We start from the raw sequence: 25,762 nt of genomic DNA on the forward strand, positions 1-25,762 counted from the left end.
TCTGTTTGTGCGGTGGACGGACGCGGCAAAAGGGTTTATGTGCCAGGGGTAGCTACCCCTATGCGGACGTGTTTCTTTCGATGCGCGACGTTCTGATCCGTCTGGCCGAAAACGACCGCCGCCTGCGCAGCCAACTGGCGCTGTCGGGGCATCTGTTCGATGGCTATCACCCGACCATGCGCACCCTGCACGAGGCCAACGCCCGCGAGTTGGAGTTGCTGGTGGACGAGGACGGCTGGCCCAGCCAGTTCGAATCCGGCGCCGACGGGGTCGAGGCGGCGTTTCTGATCGCCGTGCATGCCATTTCCCGGCCCAATTTCCTGCGACGCTGCCTGACCCTGATGAAAGGCGCGGCCAATCGCGGCGACATTCCCGCCTGGCATGCCGCGACGCTTGAGGACCGTATCCGCAGCCTTGAAGGCAAGCCCCAGATTTACGGCACCCAGTTGGATTGGGACGACGACAACGTCCTCAGCCCGCTTCCCATCGAAAACGAGGCGGAAGTGGATGCCCGCCGGGCCAAGGTCGGCCTGCCGCCGCTGTCCGAGGCGGTGGCCGAAGCCCAGGCCGCGGCCCAGGCCGCCGGCGAAATGCCGCCGGCCGAATGGCTGCATCTGCAACACGCGCTTGACGGTTTCGCGCGCGAAGTGGGTTGGCGCTGACGGAACGGGCGGCCCCATCCAAACAAGACGCGGCCTAACAGGCTGCGGAAAAAATCCGTTCCGCCCTATCCGCGCCTTTCCCCGTCATGCCCGGACTTGATCCGGGCATCCATGCGCGTCAGCACAAGCCATTGTTTTTCATAATATTCCTGCGGCGCCGCGTGGATGGCCGTGTCAAGCACGGCCATGACAGCATCGAGTGAAAACGCCACGCGATGACTTTTTCCGCAGCCTGCTAAACCTCCAGACGGGTCGGGGCGGGTGGAGTTGGCGGAAAGTCCAGCCAGCGGCCGCCCGATTGGAACGACACCGTCCCCTTGGTTCCCACCAATTCGCTGGCATTGGTGAAGATGCCCAGGATGTCGCGGCGGGTTTCCGTATCCAGCGGTTCACCGGTGCGGATGATCAGGTCGAACAGTTTTTCCTCGCGCCGCACCAAACCATCCAACTGAACCCGGCCCAAGCGGCTGAGGTTCAGGTCGAGCACGAAACGATGGTCGTTGTTGCGGTCACCACGTCCGCCAGAGCCGGCCGCCGCTTCGTCGTCAGGCGTACGGCGCACGAACAGGCGGACGGGTTCGATGGCGCCGCCGTTCAGGAACGGCATGGTGTGAACCCGCCATTCGCCGCCGGCCAAGGGTCGCCCCGTTTCCTGGCGCAGGCCTTCAAGGTCGCCGAGCAGGCGCGCAGCCAGATCCTTGCGTCCGGCCTTGTCCAATCCGCGTACCGCGCTGTCGGGCAAGGGCGAGCGCCCATCCGGGCCACCGCGCAGGCCACCGGCGAATGCCGCCATGCTGGCGGCCAGCCGGGTGTCGGCCTGGGGGAGGGCGCGCAGCAATTGCTCGAGCGCCTGGGGCTGGTTGGACTGGGCCAACACGTTCAGAGCTTCGCTCAGGACCGGCCAGCCTTGGGCGCCCAGGGCCGGCGACGAGGGAACGGGCGCGGTCGTGGCGGCGGGCGGCGGCGGCACCGGCTTGCCGATCACTTCCAGCGTCAGCCGGGTACCGCTGGCCAAATCCGCATAGGTCGGCACCGCCAAGGTGCCGATGGCTGTCTGGACCACCGCCTGGCCGCCGGGCGGGTGGGCGGTGACCACCGCCGGCAACAGGACGGTCTGGGGAGTGGATTGCGGCTGCGCAATCTGCGGACTGCCCTGCGACAACGGCGTCTGGGCGATAAGATTGGTCTGAGGGGCGGTGGCGGTCGGGGGGGCACCAGGAGATGGCGCCCCCCCTTGTTGTTGCGGGGGGATTTCCACGCCGGCGATGCGAACGGTCAAGCGGGTGCCGGACGGCAGATCGGGCGGCAAGGCAAGCGTCCCCGCGCCGACCGTTCCGGGAACAGTGGCCGGCATGGTGCCGGGTGGCAACGGGGATTGGGCCGGACGGATGACGGTGGCGGTCAATCCCGGCGGCGACGCGGGCGTTCCGGCGGGGGAGGTCACTGGCGCGCCGGTGTTGGACTGCGTGGCGTTTGGTGTGGCACCCGGCTGGCCGGAAAGCGTGTGCCCCGCCGTCGCCGGGGATGCTCCGGCATGCCCTGCCGCGCCGTGAGCCTGCGGCTGTTGCCCCCCCGCTTGCGGCAGGATGGTCATCAATCCGGGCAGCGGTTGCCCCATGGTCGCCATGGTCAACCCGACCAGAGGACGGCCGTTGACCGCGACCAGATACAATTGGCCGCCGGTGCCGCTTTGCAATGTCAGCTTGGAACCGGGCGCAAAGGCCGGTAGGGATTGGCCGGGCAGCGCCTTGAGCTGGAAGGTGCCCTCGCTGGTGGTGACCTCGACCACGCCCTTGCTGGCGCGGGCGTTGGCCACCGCTTCCATCAGCGCGCCTTCGGACAGTTTGAGCGCGGCACCCGAAACCGACGATGCCGCCACCGCCACCGGCGCCGTCCCGCCCGAGGCGGTGACGGCCGTGCCGGCCAGAGTGGGCGGGATGGCGTCGGCCATGGCCTGACCTCAGCTTCGCAGCAGACGCTCGACCAGCGCCTCGACATCGGTGGCCGCCTCGCAATTGGGCGAACGGATCAGGATCGGCGTCTGGTTGCGGATGGCCTCGCGCACCTTGAGATCGCGGCGGATGACACCGGCCAAAGGCGGACTGATCTTGAGGAACCCCTCGCAGGCCTTGAGCAAGGTGTTGTAGATACGCTCGCCCTCGCGCGTGGAGTTGGCCATGTTGACCACCACCCGCATGTCGGTGCCGGGGCGCTCCATGTGGGTGACCTTGATGAAGGCATAGGCGTCGGTCAGCGAGGTAGGCTCGTCGGTGGTGACCACCAGGATGGTGCCGGCCTGTTGGGCGAAGTTGCGGGTGGTCTTTTCCACGCCGGCACCCAGATCGACCACCACCTTGTCATAGGAATTGGACAGCACCACCAGATCGTCGCCCAGCATCTGAAGCCGCGACAGCGGGATGTTGGCCAGGGTGCCGGACCCCGAACGGCCGGCGATGATGTCGAAGCCGCCTTCGGGATAACGGGTCATGGCTTGGTTGAGGGTCAACCGTCCGGCGACCACGCTGCCCAGGTCGGTCTTGGGCATCAGGCCAAGCTGGATGTCGACGTTGGCCAGCCCCAGGTCGCCGTCGAACAGCAGCACGCGCTTGCCGGCGCGGGCCAGGGCGTGGCTCAGGGTGATCGAGAACCAGGTCTTGCCGACGCCGCCCTTGCCGGACGCCACGGCGACGACGTTGCGGCCTTTCGCCCGTTGGGGGGCGCGGGGCGCGAGCGTGGGGGCTTCGGTCGTCATGATGCGTTTGCCTCGTCGGTCCAAAAGGTTTCATCGTGGGTGGGCGCCGGCTCGGGCGCCTGGGGAAGCAGCAGGCGGGCCAGCGACATGGCCGAAATGGGCGAAAGTCCGCTGGCCACATGGGGACTGGCGGAAACGTCGCACAGGGCAAGCTGACCGATCTCGGCCGCCGACAGCATGCCGCCCAGCCGCCGTGTGGTGTCCAGCCTGGTGGTGAACAGCCGCGTGGCGCCAATGGCGGCGAAGGATTCCGCCACCTCGCCCGATTCCACCGGATCGCCGCCGGCGGCCATCACCAGGATCGGTTCGACGTCGGCGGCCTCGACCAGTTCGCTCAGGTAATCCATGTCGGTCTGACGGAACGGGTTCAGGCCGGGACTGTCGATCAGCATCAGGTCATACATGCCGGCCGCCGCCTCCACCGCCCGGCGCAGACTGTCGGGACCGCGCGCCTTGACCAGCTCGATTTCCAGAATGCGGGTGAAGGCGGCCAATTGCTCGGTGGCTCCGGCCCGCAAGTTGTCGCAGGTGATCACCGACACCTGGCGTTGCTTGAGCACGCTGCGCGCCGCCAGCTTGGCCGCCGCGATGGACTTGCCCGAACCGGGCGGCCCCACCAGCATGAACGGGCGCGGCGCCGAATGATCGGGCAGACAGGCGAAGGTGAAGCCGGCCTCAAGCGCCGCGGCGCAGGCCAGCACCGGGTCGCTGATTCCGGTGGTGCGGACGGCGTTGATCAGCCGTTCGGCCAGACGCGGCGGCAGTCCGTGGGCATCAAGGGCCGCCCTGACCGTTTCGGCCGACGAGGAGGGATGGCTTTCCTCCAGCATCTCGGCCACCGCCAGATCGGCGTCGGCGGGTTCCAGCGCGGCGGTGATGCGAACCCCCTTGGTCCCCGAGGCGCGTTGGGTCGAGACGATGATGGCGTCGTCGCCCAATTCCAGGCGGACCATTTCCATGGCCTCGGCCATGGTGGCGGCAGTGAAGGATTTCAGCCTCATTCAGCCGGCACTCCGCGCGTCATATCTGCCCCAACGTCTTGATCCGTGCCTTGGGATGGATTTCCGCCTGACTGATGACAACGGTGATGGGGCGGAACCGTTCGATGATCGAGCGCACATAAGGCCGGACCATCGGGCTGGTCAGCAGCACCGGCGTCTCGCCTTGCATGGCGAAACGCTCGAAGGTCTGGCGGACCTTGGTGATGAAATCCTGAAGCTGCGACGGCGGCATGGACAGCTGTTTTTCCTCGCCTTGGCCCACCAGATTCTCGGCGAAGGCCTGTTCCCAGTCGGGCGACAGGGTGATGAGCGGAATGAAGCCGGCCGGGCCGCTGTTCTGGTCGGAGATTTGCCGGGCCAGCCGGGCGCGCACGTGTTCGGTGATCATGGTGACGTTGCGGGTGTGACCGCACGCCTCGGCGATGCCTTCCAAGATGGTGGGCAGGTCGCGGATCGAGATGCGCTCGCCCAACAAATTCTGAAGAACCCGTTGCAGACCGCCGACGGTGATCTGGCTGGGGATCAGTTCGCCCACCAGCTTCTGGTGTTCCTTGTCCAGCTCGTCCAACAGCTTCTGGGTTTCGGCGTGGGACAACAACTCGCTCATGTTGTCCTTGATCACCTCGGTCAGGTGGGTGGTGACCACGGTCGGCGGATCGACCACGGTATAGCCACGGAACAGCGCTTCCTCGCGGTTGCTGGGATCGATCCACATGGCCGGAAGTCCGAAGGTCGGTTCCTTGGTCTTCTCGCCCGGCAACGTGATGTCGTCGCCCCTGGGGTCCATGATCAGCAACTGGTTGGGACGCAGGTCGCCCCGGCCGGATTCCACCTCCTTGATGAAGATGACATAGGTGTTGGCCGGCAATTGCATGTTGTCCTGGATACGCACGCTGGGCATGACGAAGCCCTGTTCCGAGGCCATGGCGCGGCGCAGGGACTTGATCTGATCGGTCAGCTTGACGCCCTTGGGGTTGTTGATCATCTGCAACAACCCGTATCCCAGTTCCAGGCGCACCATGTCGATCCTGAGCGCGGTGGAAATGGGTTCCTCGGGAATGGGGGCGGCCTGCTGCGCCTCCTGCTGCGCCTCGACCGCCTCGCGTTCGGCCTTGGCGCGCTGGCCCTTGTCCAGGAAGAAGGCGGCGGCTCCCATGCCCAGGCCCAGCATGGCGAAGGGCAGGAACGGCATGTTGGGCACCAGCGCCATCAGGAACATCAGGCCGCCGGCGGTGCCCACCGCGCGCGGATAGCCGGCCAACTGACCGTACAGGGCCTTGTCCACCGCCTCGTGCACGCCGGCCTTGGTCACCAGCATGCCCGCCGCCACCGACACCAGCAGCGCCGGAACCTGGGTCACCAGACCGTCGCCCACCGTCAGCTTGGTGTAGAAGTCGGCGGCTTGGGCGAAAGGCAACCCGCCCTGCACCATGCCGATGATCATGCCGCCGATGCCGTTGATGAAGGTGATCATCAGGCCGGCGACGGCGTCGCCGCGCACGAATTTCGAGGCACCGTCCATGGAGCCGAAGAACTGGCTTTCCGCCTCAAGCTCCTTGCGGCGGGCCTTGGCGGTGGCTTCGTCGATCATGCCCGCCGACAGATCGGCATCGATGGCCATCTGCTTGCCGGGCAAGCCGTCCAGGGTGAAACGCGCGGCCACCTCGGCGATACGGGTCGAACCCTTGGTGATGACCACGAAGTTGACGATCACCAGGATGGCGAAGACGATGATGCCGATGACGAAATTGCCGCTCATGATGAAGCTGGCGAACGCGGCGATCACCTGCCCGGCGCCTTCCACGCCTTCGTGGCCGTGACTGAGGATCAGGCGGGTCGACGCCAGGTTGAGGGCGAGACGGATCAGCGTCGCCAACAGCAGCACCGTCGGAAACGACGAGAACTGCAACGGCTTCTCGATGAAGATGGAGACCATCAACACCAGCACCGAGAAGGTGAGCGACAGCGCCAGCCCCATGTCCAGCGCCCATGGCGGCAGCGGCAGGATCAGCGCGGTCAGGATGGCCAGCACGCCGATGGCCATGATGACGTCGCCACGCCTGAGCGCGGCGCTGAACCTGCTCCATGCGTCCTTGGCGGCACTGGCCGCGTTGGCGGCGTTTCCTTCGGCCATGCGTCAGAACTCCGATCCGGTCATGGCTCAGGCGGCTTCCCCGCCGGCCGGCGGCACCGGCACGCCTTCGTCGGAATATTGCTTCAGCTTGTTCCTCAACGTACGGATCGAGATGCCCAGGATGTTGGCGGCATGGGTCCGGTTGCCCAGGCAATGCGACAGCGTGTCGATGATCAGGTCGCGTTCGACCTCGGCCACCGTCTTGCCCACCAGACTTTTCGCGCCCGAGATCACCGATGCCGCCGCCGAGGCGGCCTGGGCCACCACCGGGTCCTGGACACCGCCCAAGGGGCCGCCCGACAAGATGATGGCGTCGGGGCCGATCTCGGCACCGGTGGCCAACAAAACGGCGCGATGCATGGTGTTTTCCAACTCGCGCACGTTGCCGCGCCACGAATGCCGGGTCAACATCTGGCGGACCTCGGCCGACAGCGGCTTAAAGGCGATGCCGTTGCTTTCCGAATATTTCTTGTTGAAATGGTCGGCCAGGATGGCGATGTCGAGCGGGCGTTCGCGCAACGCCGGCAACATCAGGTTGACCACGTTCAGGCGATAATAAAGATCCTCGCGGAAGGTCTTGGCCTGAACTTCCTCTTCGAGGTTGCGGTTCGAGGTGGCGATGATGCGCACGTCCACCTTGACCGGCTGGTTGCCGCCGACCCGGTCGATTTCCTTTTCCTGGATGGCGCGCAACAGCTTGGCCTGAAGCCGGATGTCCATTTCCGAGACTTCGTCGAGCAGCAGGGTGCCGCCGTTGGCTTCCTCGAACTTGCCGATACGGCGGGCCACGGCTCCGGTAAAGGCGCCCTTCTCATGGCCGAACAGCTCGGATTCCAACAGGTTCTCTGGAATGGCCGCGCAGTTCACGGCAACGAAGCGGGCCTTGGACCGCGGGGATTTGTTGTGGATGAAACGGGCCATCAATTCCTTGCCGGTGCCCGATTCGCCGGTCACCAGGATCGAGGCATGGCTGCCCGCCACCTGTTCGGCCAGCTTCATGGTCTGGGCCATGCGCGGGTCCTTGAACAGGATGGCATGGCTGTCCTCGGTGACGGCGGCCAGAACGGCGGCGATCATCTCGGCATCGGGCGGCAGCGGCAGGTATTCCTTGGCGCCGGCCTTGATGGCGCGCACCGCGGCCGAGGCGTCGGAAGCGACGCCGCAGGCGATCACCGGCACCGCGATGCGTTCGCTCTCCACCGCCTCCATCAGCTTCTGCACGTCGCGACGGACATCGATCATCACCAGATCGGCGCCCTGGGCGCGCAGGAAGTCCAGCCCCTGGTCCACGTCCTCGGCCAGGCTGACCTTGGCGCCACGCCCCATGGCAATCTGGCTGGCGGCGCCGATCTGGCCGTCCATGGCGCCGATGATCAGAAGTCGCATGACGTGTGCCCCCTGTTGCCGTCTAGCTGCGGTCGGTCTTGATGATTTCGGTCATGGTCACGCCCAGGCGATCTTCCACCACAACCACTTCACCGCGCGCCACGAGGCGGTTGTTGACGTAGATGTCGATGGCCTCGCCGACCTTGCGGTCCAGTTCCACCACCGCACCGCGTCCCAGCTTCAGCAACTGGTTGACCTGCATGCTGGACTTTCCGAGAACGGCCGAGACCTGGACCGGAATATCGTAGACCGCCTCCAGGTCGCGTGCGGACCTGGGACCGTCCGGCACGTCCGCCGGGCGCTCGTCTTCGGTGTTGAAGTCGTTCAGGTCGAAATCGGCCATGGGTTTACCCTTTCACCAAAATCCTCAGCCTCCGGCCAAGTCGCCGGATGCCAACGCACGGTCCACCGTGCTTTCTATTTCTGACCACAGGCGCGCCTGATCGCGTTCGGCGCCGCCATCGGCCCATTCCACACGGGCGTCGCCGACGCTCAGACGAGGGTCGGCCTGGACCACGACGCGGCCCTCGAAACCATGTGCCTGGACGGCGGCTTCCAGCTTCTCGCGCACACCCTCGACCAGCGGCTCCGCCACTTTGACGATGATGCGCGGCTCGTCCAGGATGTGGCCGACGATTTCCTCGACCACGCGGGTCACCTCGTCGAAGGCGTGGGTCTCGCAGGCGGCCGGCAGCATTTTCTTCAGCACCGCCTGGGCGACGCGCACGGCGGCACGGGCGTTGACGTCGGCGGCATCCTCGGCCTGACGAAAGACGGTCGCCATCTGGTCGGACAGCGCCGCCAGCGTCGCCTGGGTCTGGCGCTCGATCTGCTCGTTGGCTTCGGAAAAGCCGGTTTGCCGGCCCTCCTCGAAAGCCAGATCGCGGGCCATCGCCAACTCTTCCTCGGTAAAGGTGGGCGGCGGCGGCGGTTCGGGCTCGGCCTCTTCCTCGGGCTCCTCGGTCTCCACCTGCATTTCCTGCGGATGCGGGCGGTGTTCGTCGAAGTCCAGGTCGAACATGTATTTGCGATAGCTGGCCATGGCTTAGTAGACCAGCTCGTCTTCTTCCCGGCCTTCCGAGATGACGATCTGGCCCGACGCCGCCAGCTCCTTCGCCATGGCGACGATCAGCGACTGTGCCTGGTCCACGTCGCGCAGGCGAACCGGGCCCAGAGCTTCCATGTCTTCCTTGAGCATCTTGCCGGCGCGTTCCGACATGTTCTTGAAGAACAGGTCCTTGACCGCGTCCGAGCCGCCCTTGAGCGCCATGGCCAGCTTGTCCTTCTCGACCTGACGCAACAGGGTCTGGATGCCCGAGGCGTCGATGCGCACCAGATCCTCGAAGGTGAACATGAGGGCCTTGATCTTTTCCGCGCTCTCGCGGTTGCGTTCTTCCAGGGCCGACATGAAGCGGTTCTCGGCGTTGCGGTCCAGGTTGTTGAAGATGTCGGCCATCATCTCGTGGGCGTCGCGGCGCTGGGTGCGGGCCAAATTGCTCATGAACTCGGTGCGCAACGTCTTTTCCACGCCGTCCAGCACTTCCTTCTGCACCGCCTCCATGCGCAGCATGCGCATGATCACTTCCATGGCGAAGTTTTCCGGCAACAGCGACAGCACGCGGGCGCCGTGGTCGGGCTTGATCTTGGCCAGCACCACCGCCACGGTCTGTGGGTATTCGTTCTTCAGGTAGTTGGCCAGCACCGCCTCGTTCACGTTGCCCAGCTTGTCCCACATGGTGCGGCCGGCGGGGCCGCGAATTTCTTCCATGATGGTGGCGACGCGATCCTTGGACAGCGACTTCATCAGCAACCGCTCGGTGCTTTCCATCGAGCCGACCAGGGAACCGGTCGAGGAAAGCTGGTCGGCGAACTCGACGAACAGCCGCTCGATCAGGTTGGCCGAGACCGTGCCCAGATTGGCCATGATCTGCGAGAGTTCCTTGATCTCCTCGTCGTCCATCATCGCGAAGAGTTTCGAGGAATGTTCCTCGCCCAGGCTCAGCATCAGCATGGCGGCCTTTTGCGGGCCGGTAAGCGAGCGGTAGTCCTCTTTCATGCGGGCCATGGGTGCGGACTCCTAGCTCAAGCTTCCTGGTACAGCCAATTGCGGATGATCGACAAAGCTTCCTCGGGATGCTTTTCGACGATCTCGCCGATCTTGCGGATCGAGGACGCCTTGACGCGGCCTTCCACCTTGTCGATGTCGATCAGTTCGTCGGCGATCACCTCTTCCTCGCCTCCCAGCGCCGGAGCGGGGGTGGCCGGCGCGCCGGGGCCGGTCAGTTGCGGCACCACCTGACCATCGGCGGTCAGCAGGCGGCGGCCATCGGGTCCGACCTGACCTTGCATGCTTTCGATGGCGCGGCCGATAAGCGGGCGCAGCACCAGCAGCAGGAACAGGATGGCGACGATGGACAGACCCAGGTTCGAGGCCACCTTCTCGACGAAGTCGCGGCGCATGCCGAAGATGAACTCGCCGGGTTCCTCGGCCTGATACTGTTCCTCGCCGCCGGCGAACTGCATCGAGATGACCTTGACCTGATCCTCGCGCGAGCGGTCGTAGCCGATGGCGTTGCGCACCAGATCCTCGATCTTGGTGATTTCCTCGGGCGTGCGGTCGCGATAGGTCTTGGTCCCGTCGGCGGCCACGTCGTAGATGCCGTCGACCAGAACCGCCGCGGTCACGCGCTTGATCTCGCCGATCTCGCGCACGGTGTTCTTGGTCTTCTTGGAAATCTCGTAATTGACGGTTTCCTGGCTCTTGGCCGACTTCGAGGACGAGCGGTTGTTCGACGAATTGGCGGCGTTGGGATCGGGCAGGTTGTTGGTGACGGTGACGTTGGGCGGCTCGCCTTCCTGGTTGCTTTCGTCCTCGTTGACGGTGACCTGGCTGCGGACCACGCGGCTGTCGGGGTCGTAGACCTCCTCGGTGGTGACCGCCCGGCTCATGTCCATTTCGACCGCGACCTCGGCGCGGACGCGGCCCGGCCCCAAGGACCGTTCAAGGATACCCTCGACCGTACGGGCAAGACGGTTCTCGGTCTTGAGCTTCAACTCCTCGGCGGTCTGGGCTGCCAGTTCCTCTTCGTTCTCGAACCCCTTGGCCAGCAACGTGCCACGATCGTCGACGATGGAAATGCGGCTGGGCTTCATCTTGGGCACGGCCGCCGCGATCAGGTGCTGGATGGCCACCACCTGGCCCCGCTCCAGTCGGGCCGTTCCCTGCATCTTGAGGATGACCGAGGCGCTGGGGTCGTTGGCTTCGCGGGCGAAGGCCTCGCGCTTGGGCAGCACCAGATGGACGCGGGCGCTCTTGACCCTGTCGATGGCCCGGATGGTGCGGGACAGTTCGCCTTCCAGGGCGCGGACATAGTTGATGTTCTGCTGGAAGCTGGTGGCGGACAGGGAATCTTGCTTGTCGAACAATTCGTAGCCGGCGACGCGGCCCATGGCCGGCATGGCCTGTTCGGCCATGCGCACGCGCAATTCGTTCTTGCGGTCCTTGGGCACCCAGATCTCGGCACCGTCCTTGCGAACCTCGAACGGCACCTTGTCGGTGCTCAGCTTCTCGACGATGGCCTTGGAATCGCTCATCTCGAGGTCGCCGTACAGCAACTCCATCTGCGGCGCCGCCACCCGGCTCATCAGATAGATGAAGAAGCCGAGGATGGAGACGCCGACACCGGCGATGGCGGCCAGCCGCATGGGGCCAAGGCCACGCATCATCTGAAGGAATGCATTCACGTCGATAGCACCCGGATTCGCCAAACTGGGGACAAAGGCCCACCTCTAGGGCGAGCCTATGCCCCGCACCATTTAAGGAAGGTTAACGGTGGGCAGAAATTGCCGAGTACCTTCCTCCTGACCCACCCGTCGAGCGGACAAAAAAGAAGGGGCCGGTTGGAACCGGCCCCTCGAGTTTGCGCGGATAAAGGAGGTAAGGCGGATCAGCGCTTGATCTGCACCAGCTCGTCCAGCATCTGGTCGGCGGTGGTGATGATCTTGGCCGCCGCCGAATAGGCGCGTTGGGTGACGATCATGGTGGTGAACTCGGTGCCGATGTCGACCGTCGAGGCCTCAAGCGCGGCGGACTGCACCGAACCGGAGCCGGCCGAACCGGCACCGCGCAGCGTTGGCTCGCCCGAGGCGTCGGTGGCGATGTAGACGTTGCCGGTCAGGCTTTCCATGCCGTTGACGTTGACGAAGGTGGCCACCGGGATCTGGAACACCGGACGGGTCACGCCGTTGTCGAACAGCGCGGTGACGATGCCGTCCTCGCCGATCGACACGCCGGCGAAGTTGCCGAACTTGGCGCCGTTCTGGGTCCAGTAGTTCAACTGATAGTCGCCATTCAACTGGGTCATGCCGTCCTTGATGCCGGTGTTGCCCAGGAACAGGCCGATTTCGTCGGATCCGTTCATGTCGATCGAGCCGTTGGCCCAGTCGATGTTGATGTAGGACACGTTGATTTCGGCCGGGGTGCCGTCGCCGTTGAAGACGATGGCCGATTTGGTGGCGTTGGGGGCCATTTCCAGGGTGAAACCGTCGGTGTCGTTGTTAGTCGATGAGTCGGTTTCGTCCATGCCCTGCTGGGTGGCGCTGCTGCCGTCCGACAGGTCCAGGCTGTTGAGGCCGGTGACCACCAGATTGGAATTGGTGTCGCGCTGACGGAACACCAGGGAATTGGTGCCGGCCAGACGTTCGCAATAGGTGATGCCGTCGGTGGTCTTGGAGGTGGCGCTCCAGGTGCCCAACTGGAACTGGTTGGTAGACGCGGCGGTGTTTATCGTGAAGCTCATGGCTTCGTTGCTGTAGATGTGCAGGTCGGTGCCGTTGGCGAACGCCCGAAGGCCCAGGCCAGTGAAGTCGGCATTTTCGTTGAGCGTATCGGCGATGTCGGCGGCGGTGGTATCCAAGGCATCGGTGGTGAAAGGTTGAGGGACACCGTCGATCACGAAGGCGAGGGTGCTGCCACCAGCGTCGCCGCCGCTGAGATCCAGGCTGACGGAATTATATTCCAACTGGAACGCGGTGTTGACGTCGCTGGCCAGACTATCGACGAAGGCGCCGGTCGAGGTCGAGGTCACCGAGGTGTCGAAATTGTCGGCGGTGGCGCCGTCCGAACCGATGCCGGTGACGGTGTCGAAGGTGTAGGCGGTGCCGTTGATGTTCATGCCCAGCGTGCCGCCCGAGATCGGCAACCCCAGGAAGTCGAGACGGCCCATGGAATTGAACACCTGGCCCGAGTTGCCCGACGCCGAGGCGGTCTTCAGCGTCATCGAACGCGCGCCCTCCGGCGGATAGGCCTCAAGGCCCCAGTTGTTCTGGGACGTCTTCTTCCAGTTGAACTGGACGGTGGCGTCGCCGCCCAGGCTGTCGTAGATGGTCACCGGCTGGTTGTGGGAGGCGCCCACCAGATCGCCGTTGGGCAGGTTGGCGCCCATGCGCAGGTTGCGGGTCTGCGACGCGGTGCCGCCGATATTGTTCATGTTCAACGGCTGAAGGTGGGTCGACGACACGATGTTGTCGTTGATGTAGACCTGATTGCCGGTGTCGTCCTTGTAGCCCTTCATGTAGACGTTGTTGCCCACCGTCACGGTCGAGGCCTGGAGCGAGTTGTCCCAGGACATCAGCGGCCAACCCTGCATGTACCAGCCCGAGACGTTCTGGAGGTAGCCTTCGTTGTCCACCTTGAACGAACCGGCGCGGGTATAGGCGAACATGTCGCCGTTGCCGGGATTGGCGGCCTCGTTGACCACGAACATGCCCTGGCCCGAGAGCGACACGTCGGTCGACGAGTTGGTGGCCTGAAGCAGACCCTGGACGTCGATGCCGGCGCGCGGCTTGGACTGAACGCCACCCGGCGAATAGTTGGTCAGGGACACCTGTTTGGTGACCAAGGTGTTGAAGTTCACCTTGGACCCCTTGTAGCCGGTGGTGTTGACGTTCGAGATGTTGTCCGAGATGGCGCCCATGGCCGAAGACTGGGCGGAAAGACCGGAAACACCAGAGTAGAGAGCGCCGTACAAGCTCATAAGAACCTCCTATCCGCTAGGCCAGTCGTCAGTTCGTCGTTTCGTCGGTGGTGTTGTCGGTCGAGTCGGTCGAATCGGCCGTATCGGTCGAATCTGTCGAGTCAGTGTCCGACTGGACGCTGGCGCTATCTCGAACGGTCAAGATCTTGTCGATGTTGACCACAACCTTACCCATGCCGATCAACGTGCCGGTGTCGTCGGACGCGACGTCGGTGACCTTGCCGTACACGGTGACGGCGCTTTCGATGGCCTCGCCCTCGGCGTCAAGGGCGCTGACGGTGATGGTGTAAAGGCCGTCGTCCAACTGGTTGCCGTCCTTGTCCTTGCCGTCCCAGGTGACTTCCTGGCGACCCGAAATCTTTTGCAGGGTCTTGTTGGCGACGATGTCGCCGTCGGCGTTCTTGATGACCGCGACGACGGAAGCGGGTTCCGCGTCCAAGGTCACCGAGAAGCTGGCCGCACCGTCCTGGAGCGGCACCGCGCTGGTGTCCGCTTCGATGAAATGGCCGATGTAGTTGATGGCCTGGGACTTGGTGTTCAGGCTGGTGGCGCTGATCAGCTTTTCCAGGTTGGAATTGGCGTTGATCTGCTGTTCGACGCCGGCGAATTGCACCAACTGGTTGGTGAATTCGGTGGAATCCATGGGCGACAGCGGGTCCTGATGCTTGAGCTGGGTGGTCAGCATGGTCAGGAAGGTGTCGAAGTTCTGGGCCAGCGACTTGCGGCTGGTTGCCGAAGTGGCGGCGGCGGCGGTGGATGAATCGACCCCGGCGGTGGTGGTCATGGCCGTTTCTCCCCCTTAGACCTGGATGTCCACGCCGGCCTTGCTCATGCCCCAACGGACTTGAGCGGCGGCGGCGGCGGTGGCGTTGGCGGCGTCGGCGGCGGCAGCGGCTTCCAGACGGGCGCGGCGGCGGCCGACACGGCTTTCGTTGCCTTGCTGGTTGCTCTGCTGCTGATTGCCTTCACGCAGATTGAAGCTCATGGAACCGAGGTCGGATTTCAGCCCGGCGTCGTTCAGCGCCTTTTGCAGGCTGCTCTGGTCGCGTCGCAACATGTCCAGGGTGTCCTTGTTGTCGGCGGTGACCACGGTGGTAACGGTGCCATCCTTGGCCACGTCCAGCTTGATCTCGATCGAGCCCATCTCGGTCGGCTTCAACTGCACCTTGATGGTATCGCCGCCGTTCTTGGCTTGCTTGGCGATCTGGACGCTGATCTGGTCCATGACCTGTTGCTGTTCCTGCGGCACCTGGGCCTGGCGCGGCGCCTGGGCGGCCTGTGGCGCCTGGGCCTTTTGCGCGGCGGTGGTGCCGGTGGCCCCGGTCAGTCCGGCAATCGGCTGGGTGCCGCCTTGGGTCTGTCCGGCGGAAGCGTCCGCCGGCTTGGCGGCGGTGGCCTCCGCCTGGGCGGCCATGATGGCTTCGAAGGGAGTGGCGGCCTGACCTGCGGCTTGGCCCTGGGCAGCGGGGTTGGCGTTGCCTTGGGTCGCGGCCAGACCGGAATTCTGGGCGTCGGCCGGATTGCGCCCGGCGGTGCCGGCGTTGGGCTGCGGCACCTGCGCCGCCGCTTCGTGCGGCAGCAACGGGTCGGCGGACGGATCGGCGACGGTATCGGTTTCGGCCGGCTTGGCGGCAGTGTCCACCTTGACCGCGACGCGCACCTGGGCGCCGGTGTCGTCCAGACGCTCGGCCAGATCGTCGGCCTGTTCCTGCACCTTGTCCTTGTCCTTGCCCTTGGCGGCCTGCTGGGCCTGGACGGGAGTGGCGGTCTGAACGTCGTCGGCGGTCAGGGCGGGTTGTTCGCTCTCGGTCTCGGCATCGGCGGGGGAAGCGGTCTCGGGGCTGTCGTCATCCTCGGCGGCCTGCGGCAACGCGGCCAACTGCTCGGCCGGGGTATCGGCGGTTTCGACAGCGGCATCTTCGACGGCCACCGTGTCGGCGGCCTCGGCCACCTGGGGCTGGACGGCCTGTTCCACCGGGGCCTCGACGACCACGGCGACGGCTTCGGGCTGCACCGGCTGTTCGACGGCGACGGTTTCGGCCGGCGCGGTTTCGGGGGCGGTGACCGCGACGCCGTCACCATCCTGGCTCACTTGCTCGTCGGATTGCTCGGCCGGGGCCGCCTTGGTTCCATCCTTTGCATCCGCCCGTTCGGCGCGAGCGTCGTCACGGGCCGCCTTTTTCTCGGCGCGGGTGGCGGCGCGCTCTTCGCGCGCTTCCTGGCGGGACGAACGGGTGGTCTCGGTCCGCGAGGACGTGGTTTCGGCCTTGGGTTGCGCCGCCTGTTCTTCCTTGCGGTCGAAATGGCTGGCCAACGCCTTCTCGGCGGACGGAGAGGCGGTCGCACTTCCAGAGAACAACGTCGACGCGGCCTTTTGCAGCGCGTTGACGAAGTCGGCGGCGGCGTCCTCGTCCGACTTACCGGAACTGGTCGCCGACGTGGTGGCGGCGGATTGTTCGAGAATCCGCTGGTTGATCGAATAAACCGTCATGTCCGCTTCCCCGTGATGGAGCTTTTGGCCCAACTGTCGATGCAGATGTCGTGCCAAAATTTCGGGAAAGCGGATATCGTTCAATTACAATGCGTTAGATGAGTTTTCCGCACCCCATACGGGCAGCGGGGGATTTTCGGGCGGGAAAAAACTGCCGGTTACCGGGAAAGGGATTCCGGGTAGCGCCTTGCGGACCGGTTTTAGCGATGTTCGCTTTCGTCGTCGCTGGCCAAGCTCATGATGCCGACGCCCATGCCGACGCTGCCGAACGTCACGCTCAGACCAAAGAAGAACAGCACGGTGACGATCACCGGATGGTTCGAGTTGACGATCAGGGTCCACAGATTGCCCAGGTTGATCCCCAGAACCGCCGCGCCAAAGGTGAACGCCGCCGCCAGTCCATAGACCAGATGCACGCCAAGGAAGCGCAGGGCTTCACGTTCCTTGCAGTTCAAGGGCACCGCCAACCTCCGTGTCACCTGAGGTGACGGGTGTAAGCGATGGCGATTATAACCAATCGCGCAACAATGCCACCAGAGGAATATCCGCAGGTGGCATGGGGATGTCGCCCATGCGCGTGGGACGCACCCACTTGAGCCCCTGGCCTTCACGCGCGACGGGATCGCCGTGCCATTGGCGCACGGCGTAAAGCGGCATCAACAGATGGAAGGTGTCGTAATCGTGCGAGGCGAAGGCAAGCGGCGCCAGACAGCTTTGCCGCACATCGATTCCCAATTCCTCGTCCAGTTCCCGGACCAGCGCCGCCTCGGGCGTTTCGCCGGCATGGACCTTGCCGCCAGGGAATTCCCACAGCCCCGACATCATCTTGCCCGGCGGCCGGGTGGCCATCAGCACGCGGCCATCGACATCGATCAACGCCGCCGCAGCCACCAGAAGCGTCGGCCGGGCGGCGTGGGCCCTGCCCCAATCCTCGGCATCCAGGGTGTAGACCGGCATCACCACCGACTGGCCGCGCGCCGGCTGGCCGATGCGCTGATGCTTGGCCAGAACCATGCCCAGCTTGTCCATCACCGCGCGCGAGGCGGAATTGTCGGGATGGGCGGCGGCCCAGGCCGAAGGATAGCCCAAATCGTCGAACAGGTGGCGTACCAGCCGCCGCGCCGCCTCGGTGGCGTAGCCCTGACCCCAGTATTCACGGCCGACCCACCAGCCCAATTCCGGGGTGCCGTCGGTTTCCAGGCCAAAGCCGATGACACCGATGACCACGCCATCCAGGCTGCGTTCCATGGCCAGCGCCATGCCCTTGCGGATCTGACGCTTGACCTCCATGGCGGCGACGAAGGTTTCGCCGTCGGCCAAGGTATAAGGATGAGGGATGGCGGCGGTGTGCTTCACCACCTCCCAATCATCCAGCAATTCGGCCAGTCGCGGCGCGTCGTCCGCCCGCAAGGGGCGCAGCTTGAGGCGTGCGCTCAGCAACGGCTGGCCGCGCCATACCGATCCCGCCGACCAACAGCCCTGTTCTTCGTCGGACATGGCCGGATCAGGTACGGTACGAGCCGTTGATGTCGATATAGGCGTGGGTCAGGTCGCAGGTCCACACCGTGGCCTTGCCCTTGCCGATGCCGACATCGGTTTCGATGACGATGTTCTGGCCCTTCATGTGGGCGGTCACCGGGGTCTCGTCGTAGCCTTCGACCACCTGACCGTTCCTGGCCACCTCGACCCCGCCGATCTTGATGCACAGCCTGTCACGGTCGGCCTTTTCGCCGGCCTTGCCGACGGCCATGACCACGCGGCCCCAATTGGCGTCCTCGCCGGCGATGGCGGTCTTGACCAGGGGCGAGTTGGCGATGGCCAGGGCGATGGTCTTGGCCGCCTTGTTGCCGGCGGCGCCGGTGACGGTGATCTCGACGAACTTGCTCGCCCCCTCGCCGTCCTTGACCACCTGATGGGCCAGGTCCAGAAGCACCTCGAACAGCTTCTTCCTGAAATCGGCCAGACGCTTGTCCTTGGCGTCGGTCACCCTGGCGTTGCCGGCCTTGCCGGTGGCGAACAGCAACAGCGTGTCGGAGGTCGAGGTGTCGCTGTCCACGGTGATGGCGTTGAACGAGCGGTCGGTACCCTTCTTCAAGAGCTCCTGAAGCACGTCGTGCGGCAAGTCGGCGTCGGTGAAGACGAAGGACAGCATGGTCGCCATGTCGGGCGCGATCATGCCCGCGCCCTTGGCGATGCCGTTGATGGTGACGGTGACGCCGTCGATCGTCGCGGTGCGGGTGCTGCCCTTGGGGAAGGTGTCGGTGGTCATGATGGCGGCGGCGGCGTCGGCCCAGGAATCGGCCGACAGCTTGGCCCGCGCGTCGGCCAGGGCGGCGGTGATCTTTTCATCGGGCAGCGGCACGCCGATGGTGCCGGTCGAGGCGATGTAGACCTCGGTCTTCTTGCAATCGAACAATTCGGCGGTCTTGGCCGCCGTGCGCTCGACCGAGGCGACGCCCAGGGCGCCGGTGAAGGCGTTGGCGTTGCCCGAGTTGACCACCAGAACCCGGCCCTTGCCCTTGGCGCTGGCCGTCTTGCACCAATCGACCGGGGCCGAACAGGTCAAGGATTTGGTGTAGACCCCGGCGACACTGGTCCCGGCGTCAACCTCGACCAACAACAGGTCGGTCCGTCCCTGATAGCGGATGCCGCAGGCGTGGCTGGCCAGACGGACACCGGCCAAAGGCGGCATGGTCGGAAAAGCAGCGGGAGCGAGCGGCGAAAGCGCGGTCATGGGAGCGGCGTCCTTGAGACAATGACACGAATGACGGATGGATTAGCACGGATGGCGGCGCGGCGCGCCGTCCATCCATGCTTTCCCGGATAAAAGTTCTGTTACTTGGCGTCGGGCAGCGGCTTGCCCTCGGGGTCGAAGCGCTTGACCTTGGCCTTGGCCCGCATGTCCGAGATCAGCGCCTCGGCGGTGTCCTCGGCCAGCTTCTCGCGCAGCACCGGCTGGGCCTGTTCGAAGCTGGGCGGGCTGCTCATGCGGCGGTCCTCGACCTTGATCACATGCCAGCCGAACTGGCTTTTCACCGGGGTCGTGGACAATTCGCCGTTCTTCATGGCGAAGGCGGCTTCCGAGAACTGGGGCACCATTTCGTCCTTGGTGAAGTAACCCAGGTCGCCGCCATTCTGACGGGCCGACGGGTCCTTGGACTTGGCCTTGGCGGTCTCGGTGAAGTCGGCACCCTTTTGCAGGTCGCTGATCACCACCTTGGCCGCTTCTTCGCTCTCGGTCAGGATGTGGCGGGCGCGCACTTCCTCGGCCGGCTTGAACTCGGCCAGGAACTTGTCATAGCCCTGCTTGACCGCCTCGTCGGTGACCGCGGCCTTGAGCTTCTTGCCCATCCACGCCTTCACCACCAGCTGCTGCTCGATGTCCTTGAGCGCCTGCTTGACCTCGGGGTCCTTGTCGATACCTTCCTTCTTGCCCTGGTCGAAGGCCAGACGGTTGTTGATCATGCTGTCGAGAAGCGCTTCGTACGGCACTTGCGCGGCCATCTGCGGCGGCAGGGTCCGGCGGTAGGAGGCGAGCGCCGAGGCATGGATCTCGCTGCCGTTGACCACGGCGACCACCGGGTCCTTGTCCGCGGCCCAAGCGGACGGAGCAGCCAAAAGGACGCCAAAACCGGCGGCGAGGAAGGCGCAGCGGGCGGAAAGGATCTTCATCGGTCGAATGTTCCTTGCAAGAAAGAGGACGGTCGCCGGAGCGCAGGCTTCCACACCTCGATACGGCGGTTGAAGCACAACCCGAGGACCAGCACAAGAGCGGCCTCGGCTGTCCCCCTTAAGGCGGGGTGCCATCATTCCCACAAACGATGCTAAACTGAAGCGCCTTTCGTCGGGAGGGAGGGGATGGGCGCCATAATTTCAACCAGAAGTGCGTATTTCGCCCTGGCATTGGCGGCAATCTACGCCATTTTCGGGACGATCTGGATCGCGGTGTCCGATCTGGTGGTGGCGATGCTGGTCCATGACCCGATCACCCTGACGACCGTCCAGACCTGGAAGGGCTGGTTCTTCGTCGGGATCAGCGCGCTTTTGATCTATGGCGTGGGCGTCCAATTGCTGCGGGCCATCGAGCATTCCGAGAACCGCTACCGCATGCTGTTCGCCGACAGTCCCGAGGCGCTGGCGCTTTATGATCCCGAAAGCCTGTGTCTGGTCGAGATCAACGACGCCGCCGGACGACTGTTCGGTTATGACCCGGCCGAGGCCCGCGGGCTTTCCTTCACCGACCTCATGCCCCAAGAGACGCGGGTGACCTTCGAGGCCAGCCTGCCGCGTCTGATCGACGGCGAGCGCGGCGGAGTGTGGCGCATGCGCTGCAAGGACGGGCGTCCGCTGGACGTCGCCACCTATGGCCGGATGGTTCTGGTGGGAGGGCGCTATCTGCGGCTGGTGCAGATCGTCGACGTCACCGCCAAACTGAAGGCCGAGCGCGAGCTGATGCGCAGCCTCGAGGAAGTGGCGGCGGCCAACGAGCGCATGCGCGAACTCAGTCACGCCCTGTCCCATGACCTTCAGGAGCCGTTGCGTCAGGTCGGCAGTTTCGTGCAATTGCTGGCCAAACGTTATGACAGCCAACTGGATGCCGAGGGGCGGCAGTTCATCGCCTACACGGTCGAAGGCATCGCCCGCCTCAAGGCCTTGATCGGCGACGCCGAACGCTTCGCCCTGACCTCGGGATTCGTGCCCATGCGGGTGTCGCTGGGCCGTCTGGTGGCCGACACGGTCGAGGGATTGCGAACGGTCATCGAATCCTGCGACGCCGAAATCGTCGCGCGGGACCTGCCGTGGCTCGACGCCGATCCCGGCAAGCTGGCGGTGGTGTTGCACGCGCTTTTGGGCAACGCCTTGAAATTCCGCCGGCCCGGCGTGCCGCCCAAGATCACGGTCGAGGCGCGGCAGATCGACAAGGGATGGCAAGTACGGGTGGTGGACAACGGCATCGGCATCGAAGCGGAATTCCGCGAAGCGGTTTTTTCGTTGTTTTCCCGCCTTCACACCCGCGACCGCATCCCCGGCAACGGCACCGGCCTGGCGCTGGCCCGCAAGCTGGTCGAAGCCCATGGCGGCCGTATCTGGATCGAGGACGGCAACGACGGCGGCGTCGCGGTGTGCTTCACCCTGCCGGCCTGAGGCGGGGGGATAAGGCAAAGTTGGCCGCCCGTCATTGACAGAACCCCCCATGGGCTCTATCTGTTGCCGGTCGAAAAAGGCCCCCGCGCCCCGCGGCCAACCACAGAATTCCCGAGGTCTCAACGCATGTTCGGCGCCATCGCCCGGCGGCTCTTCGGAACCGCGAACGACCGCATCATCAAGGGGCTCAAAGCCCATGTGGCCGCGATCAACGCCCTGGAACCCGAGTTCCAGGCGCTCTCCGACGCCCAGTTGCAGGGAAAGACGGAAGAGTTCCGCAACCGCTTGGCCGAAGGCGCCGACCTCGACGACCTGTTGGACGAAGCCTTCGCCACCGTGCGCGAAGCGGCGCGCCGCACCCTTGGTCAGCGCCATTTCGACGTCCAGTTGATGGGCGGCATGGTGCTGCATTCCGGCAAGATCGCCGAGATGAAGACCGGTGAAGGCAAGACCCTGGTCTCGACCCTGGCCGGCTACCTCAACGCCCTGCCCGGCATGGGCGTGCACGTGGTCACCGTCAACGACTACCTGGCCAAGCGCGACAGCGAATGGATGGGCCAAGTCTACCGCTTCCTGGGCCTCACCACCGGCGTCATCGTGCACGGCATGGACGACGAGCAGCGCCGGGCCGCCTATGCCTGCGACGTGACCTACGCCACCAACAACGAACTGGGCTTCGACTACCTGCGCGACAACATGAAGTTCCGGCTGGAGGAAATGGTCCACCGGCCGTTCAGCTTCGCCATCGTCGACGAAGTCGACTCGATCCTGATCGACGAGGCGCGCACGCCGCTGATCATCTCGGGTCCGACCGAGGACAATTCCGAACTGTACCGCCTGGTCAACCGCCTGATCCCGTCACTTTCCGACGAGGATTTCGAAAAGGACGAGAAGGTGCGCGCCGTCACCTTCACCGAGGCCGGCACCGAGCACATGGAGCAGTTGCTGATCGAGGCCGGCCTGATGAAGACCGGGGGCAACCTCTACGACTACGCCAACGTCAGCCTGGTGCACCATTCCAACCAGGCGCTGCGGGCGCACAAGCTGTTCACCCGCGACGTCGACTACATCGTCAAGAACGACAAGGTCATCATCATCGACGAGTTCACCGGCCGCATGATGGAAGGCCGCCGCTATGGCGAGGGCCTGCATCAGGCGCTGGAGGCCAAGGAAAACGTGCGGATCGAGAACGAGAACCAGACGCTGGCCTCGATCACCTTCCAGAACCTGTTCCGTCTGTATCCCAAGCTGTCGGGCATGACCGGCACCGCCATGACCGAGGCCGGCGAATTCCAGGAAATCTATAACCTGGAAGTGGTCGAGATGCCGACCAACAACCCCGTCGCCCGCGCCGATCACGACGACGAGGTCTATCGCACCGCGCGCGAGAAGTACGACGCCATCGTCACCTTGATCGAGGAATGCCGGACCCGCGAACAGCCGATCCTGGTCGGCACCACCTCGATCGAGAAGTCCGAGCTTCTGGCCGACCTTCTCAAGAAGAAGAAGATTCCGCATAGCGTGCTGAACGCCCGCTACCACGAACAGGAAGCCAGCATCGTCGCCCAGGCCGGCGTGCCCGGCGCGGTGACCATCGCCACCAACATGGCCGGCCGCGGCACCGACATCCAGTTGGGCGGCAATTTCGACATGCGGGTACGCAACGAACTGGGCGCCGACGCCGACCCGGCCAAGGTCGAGGCCATTCGTGCCGAGGTCGAAGCCAACAAGCAGCGGGTGCTGGAAGCCGGCGGCCTTTACGTGATCGGCACCGAACGCCACGAAAGCCGCCGCATCGACAACCAGTTGCGCGGCCGTTCCGGCCGCCAGGGCGACCCCGGCGCCTCCAAGTTCTTCCTGTCGCTGGAAGACGATCTGATGCGCATCTTCGGTTCGCAGCGCATGGACACCATGTTGCAGAAGCTGGGGCTCAAGGAAGGCGAGGCCATCGTCCATCCCTGGATCAACAAGGCCCTGGAAAAGGCTCAGCAAAAGGTCGAAGCGCGGAATTTCGACGTTCGTAAGAACCTGCTGAAGTTCGACGACGTCATGAACGACCAGCGCAAGGTCATCTACGAGCAGCGCAAGGAACTGATGCAGGTGGACGACGTGTCTGACGAGATCGTCGGCATGCGCCACGAAGTGGTGGACGAGATGGTCGCCCGCTGCATCCCCGAACGCGCCTATGCCGAACAATGGGACTTGGCCGGCCTGCACGAGGAAGTGCTGCGCGTCTTCAACCTGGACCTGCCCATCGTCGAATGGGGCAAGGAAGAAGGCATCGCCGACCAGGAGGTCAAGCACCGTGTCGTCGACGCCGTCGACCGCAAGATGGCGGCCAAGGCCGCCGATTACGGTCCCGAGGTCATGCGCATGGTGGAAAAGAGCCTGTTGTTGCAGATTCTCGACCAGTCGTGGAAAGAGCACCTGCTGCAACTCGACCACCTGCGCCAGGGTATCGGCTTGCGGGCCTATGCCCAGCGCGACCCGCTGAACGAATACAAGCGCGAGGCCTTCAACCTGTTCGAGCAGATGTTGCACGATCTGCGCGAACGGGTGACCAGCGTCCTGGCCCATGTGGAGCTTCGGGTCGGCCCCAGCGACGTCGAGGAAACGCTGGCGCCGCATGCGCCTTCGGAAATGCATGAAAGCCGCCAGGACCCCGCTTTCGCCGAAGACGCCGAGGCCGCCGGCCTGGTGCGCCGCGACACGTCGGTCAACCCCTCCGATCCCGCCACCTGGGGGGCGACGCCGCGCAACGCGCCGTGCCCGTGCGGGTCCGGCAAGAAATACAAGCATTGCCACGGCTCCGCCGCTGGCTGAGCGACGGCCTGGACAGGCTTTGTTTAACGCCGGGCGGCCCCCATGGGCCGCCCGTTTCGTTTGCATCGCGTGTTGTCCGTTTGTGACGGTTGCAAGAAGTTACATTTCGACGGAAGAAAAACCCCATCTTCAATGATAAGCATTTGCATGGGGGAGGGCAGTGTCACGTCTTGGGGTAGACGCAGTGACAACACGCAGCCCGTTCGAGCAGAATTCACCGAAACCCACGCAACAGATCGCCGACGCCCTGAAGGGTGAGTTGGTGAGCGTGTTCCAGGCCGAGATCGAGCCTTTGCGCGGGGTGACGACCGAGGTGGCCTACGAGGCCGCCATGAACGATCCCACCATTTTGCACGATTGCTTCCGCCTGTTCCGTTCCCGGCCCGAACTGTTCTCTGGCCATGTGGTCGATGCGTCCCGTCAACCGGTGGTGCGCGACGACGCGACACTGTCATGCGGCCGTACCTTGGGCGAGGCGGTGACGCTGATCGTCCAGGCGTCGGCGCGACGTTATTTCCGCCGCAAGCTGGGCGCGACCAAACGGGTCAAGCTGGTGCCCAAGCACCGCCCCGGACTGTTGGCCCGCATGTCCCGCGCCTTGGGTCTCAGCGCGCCGCCGCCGCCGACCTTTCGCAAGGTGGTGGGGGCTGGCGACCGGCTGTTCGGGATGATCCGCGAACATCTGCGGTTCGATTGGCAAGCCGGTCTTATCCCCCATTACGCCCCTCTGGCGCCCGAGATGGTGGCACAACTGGGCCCTCGTCTTCTCGACATCCGCGAACCCAGCGAACTCAGGGCGCTGGCCAGCCGCGAGGAACGGGCCGGTCTGGCCGAGGGGCGCCCCCCCTTGTTGTTGGACAAAGCGCAGAGGCTGATCAAGCCCAGCGGCGACACGCTGGATTCGGACCTGTTGTACAAGGTGTGCAGCCAGATGGATCTGGCGCGGCTGTTCCCGGATCGCGACGCCGGCAAGCTGCGCCGTGCCATCGCCCAAGTGGCCGGCACCGCGCCCGAGGCGTTGGCTCATATCATGCCGGTGCTGGGGGGCGACTTGCGGCTGTTCGTCAGCTTCTTCTTCGTCGCCTACGTCACCTTGGGCGAAGACGAATACCGTTCGGTGTTCGGGATTGGCGGAGCCACTCAATGGATGGTCAAGCGTTATGCCGACCGTCTTGCGCAATTGGGCGGTCTGCCGCCGCCGGCATTCGAGGACATTCGCGCCGTGTTCGGCGAGATCCTGGCTCCGAAAACGAACAACACCTGAAGATGAATATTTTGTGGCAACGCAACATGCGAGTGGTACACTTCACAAACCTGTGAACTTGACCATTTT

20 protein-coding genes and 1 pseudogene are annotated in these 25,762 nt (G+C 64.7%); 4 read left to right on the forward strand and 17 right to left on the reverse strand.

The window, feature by feature from the left end; translation table 11 throughout:
• The first annotated feature begins 80 nt into the window (after window positions 1–80).
• A complete protein-coding gene (locus G4223_RS18390) occupies window positions 81–662 on the forward strand; it encodes a DUF6624 domain-containing protein (RefSeq protein ID WP_163682746.1) in 582 nt (193 codons plus the stop codon).
• Between the two features lie 235 nt (window positions 663–897).
• On the opposite strand, the gene G4223_RS18395 is transcribed toward G4223_RS18390, so the two are convergent.
• From G4223_RS18395 to G4223_RS18470, 17 genes and pseudogenes are all read right to left on the reverse strand, one after another.
• A complete protein-coding gene (locus G4223_RS18395; protein WP_163682748.1) occupies window positions 898–2,613 on the reverse strand; it encodes a hypothetical protein in 1,716 nt (571 codons plus the stop codon).
• Between the two features lie 9 nt (window positions 2,614–2,622).
• Window positions 2,623–3,414 carry a MinD/ParA family protein gene (locus G4223_RS18400; RefSeq protein ID WP_205762573.1) on the reverse strand — a complete coding sequence of 264 codons (792 nt, stop codon included), beginning with the start codon at window positions 3,412–3,414 and terminating at the stop codon, window positions 2,623–2,625.
• Window positions 3,411–4,415, reverse strand: a complete 1,005-nt coding sequence (locus G4223_RS18405; RefSeq protein WP_163682750.1) for a flagellar biosynthesis protein FlhF — start codon at window positions 4,413–4,415, stop codon at window positions 3,411–3,413. Before G4223_RS18405 ends, G4223_RS18400 begins: the two co-directional genes overlap by 4 nt.
• Window positions 4,416–4,434: 19 nt before the next feature.
• Entirely contained in the window at window positions 4,435–6,549 is a 2,115-nt protein-coding gene (flhA, locus tag G4223_RS18410) for a flagellar biosynthesis protein FlhA (protein ID WP_163682752.1), read from the reverse strand.
• A 27-nt stretch (window positions 6,550–6,576) separates the two neighbouring features.
• A complete protein-coding gene (gene flbD / locus G4223_RS18415) occupies window positions 6,577–7,935 on the reverse strand; it encodes a sigma-54-dependent transcriptional regulator FlbD (RefSeq protein ID WP_163682754.1) in 1,359 nt (452 codons plus the stop codon).
• A 22-nt stretch (window positions 7,936–7,957) separates the two neighbouring features.
• On the reverse strand, window positions 7,958–8,278 hold the full coding sequence (gene fliN, locus G4223_RS18420; protein WP_163682756.1) for a flagellar motor switch protein FliN: 321 nt from the start codon (window positions 8,276–8,278) through the stop codon (window positions 7,958–7,960).
• Between the two features lie 24 nt (window positions 8,279–8,302).
• Window positions 8,303–8,977, reverse strand: a complete 675-nt coding sequence (locus G4223_RS18425) for a FliH/SctL family protein (protein ID WP_163682758.1) — start codon at window positions 8,975–8,977, stop codon at window positions 8,303–8,305.
• 3 nt (window positions 8,978–8,980) lie between these two features.
• Window positions 8,981–10,000, reverse strand: a complete 1,020-nt coding sequence (fliG, locus tag G4223_RS18430) for a flagellar motor switch protein FliG (RefSeq protein ID WP_163682760.1) — start codon at window positions 9,998–10,000, stop codon at window positions 8,981–8,983.
• 17 nt (window positions 10,001–10,017) lie between these two features.
• Window positions 10,018–11,679 (reverse strand): flagellar basal-body MS-ring/collar protein FliF, encoded by a 1,662-nt coding sequence (gene fliF, locus G4223_RS18435; protein WP_163682762.1) that lies wholly within the window; start codon window positions 11,677–11,679, stop codon window positions 10,018–10,020.
• Window positions 11,680–11,882: 203 nt separating this feature from the next.
• Window positions 11,883–13,970 (reverse strand): flagellar hook-basal body complex protein, encoded by a 2,088-nt coding sequence (locus G4223_RS18440; protein ID WP_163682763.1) that lies wholly within the window; start codon window positions 13,968–13,970, stop codon window positions 11,883–11,885.
• Window positions 13,971–13,998: 28 nt separating this feature from the next.
• Window positions 13,999–14,754 (reverse strand): flagellar hook assembly protein FlgD, encoded by a 756-nt coding sequence (locus G4223_RS18445; protein WP_163682766.1) that lies wholly within the window; start codon window positions 14,752–14,754, stop codon window positions 13,999–14,001.
• Window positions 14,755–14,769: 15 nt separating this feature from the next.
• The gene (locus G4223_RS18450; RefSeq protein WP_163682768.1) at window positions 14,770–16,461 is read right to left on the reverse strand and encodes a flagellar hook-length control protein FliK; all 1,692 of its coding nucleotides are present in this window, start codon (window positions 16,459–16,461) and stop codon (window positions 14,770–14,772) included.
• A 200-nt stretch (window positions 16,462–16,661) separates the two neighbouring features.
• Complete coding sequence (locus tag G4223_RS18455) at window positions 16,662–16,922, reverse strand: hypothetical protein (RefSeq protein ID WP_338086930.1); 261 nt, start codon at window positions 16,920–16,922, stop codon at window positions 16,662–16,664.
• A 46-nt stretch (window positions 16,923–16,968) separates the two neighbouring features.
• Complete coding sequence (locus G4223_RS20460) at window positions 16,969–17,418, reverse strand: (deoxy)nucleoside triphosphate pyrophosphohydrolase (protein ID WP_420844463.1); 450 nt, start codon at window positions 17,416–17,418, stop codon at window positions 16,969–16,971.
• 63 nt (window positions 17,419–17,481) lie between these two features.
• Window positions 17,482–17,958: pseudogene (locus G4223_RS20465) on the reverse strand (GNAT family N-acetyltransferase); the annotation flags it as partial.
• A gap of 7 nt (window positions 17,959–17,965) precedes the next feature.
• Complete coding sequence (gene argJ, locus G4223_RS18465; protein WP_163682772.1) at window positions 17,966–19,195, reverse strand: bifunctional glutamate N-acetyltransferase/amino-acid acetyltransferase ArgJ; 1,230 nt, start codon at window positions 19,193–19,195, stop codon at window positions 17,966–17,968.
• A 101-nt stretch (window positions 19,196–19,296) separates the two neighbouring features.
• On the reverse strand, window positions 19,297–20,133 hold the full coding sequence (locus G4223_RS18470) for a peptidylprolyl isomerase (RefSeq protein WP_163682774.1): 837 nt from the start codon (window positions 20,131–20,133) through the stop codon (window positions 19,297–19,299).
• A gap of 186 nt (window positions 20,134–20,319) precedes the next feature.
• On the opposite strand from G4223_RS18470, the gene G4223_RS18475 reads away from it, so the two are divergent.
• The 3 genes from G4223_RS18475 (at window position 20,320) to G4223_RS18485 (ending at window position 25,693) form a co-directional block, all read left to right on the forward strand.
• Window positions 20,320–21,606 carry a sensor histidine kinase gene (locus G4223_RS18475; protein ID WP_163682776.1) on the forward strand — a complete coding sequence of 429 codons (1,287 nt, stop codon included), beginning with the start codon at window positions 20,320–20,322 and terminating at the stop codon, window positions 21,604–21,606.
• Between the two features lie 126 nt (window positions 21,607–21,732).
• Window positions 21,733–24,429, forward strand: coding sequence for a preprotein translocase subunit SecA (gene secA, locus G4223_RS18480; protein ID WP_163682778.1), 2,697 nt, complete (start codon window positions 21,733–21,735; stop codon window positions 24,427–24,429).
• Between the two features lie 184 nt (window positions 24,430–24,613).
• Window positions 24,614–25,693, forward strand: coding sequence for a hypothetical protein (locus tag G4223_RS18485; protein WP_163682780.1), 1,080 nt, complete (start codon window positions 24,614–24,616; stop codon window positions 25,691–25,693).
• Window positions 25,694–25,762: the final 69 nt, after the last annotated feature.

The sequence above is a fragment of the Magnetospirillum aberrantis SpK genome, assembly GCF_011022235.1.
Lineage (GTDB): Bacteria > Pseudomonadota > Alphaproteobacteria > Rhodospirillales > Magnetospirillaceae > Magnetospirillum > Magnetospirillum aberrantis.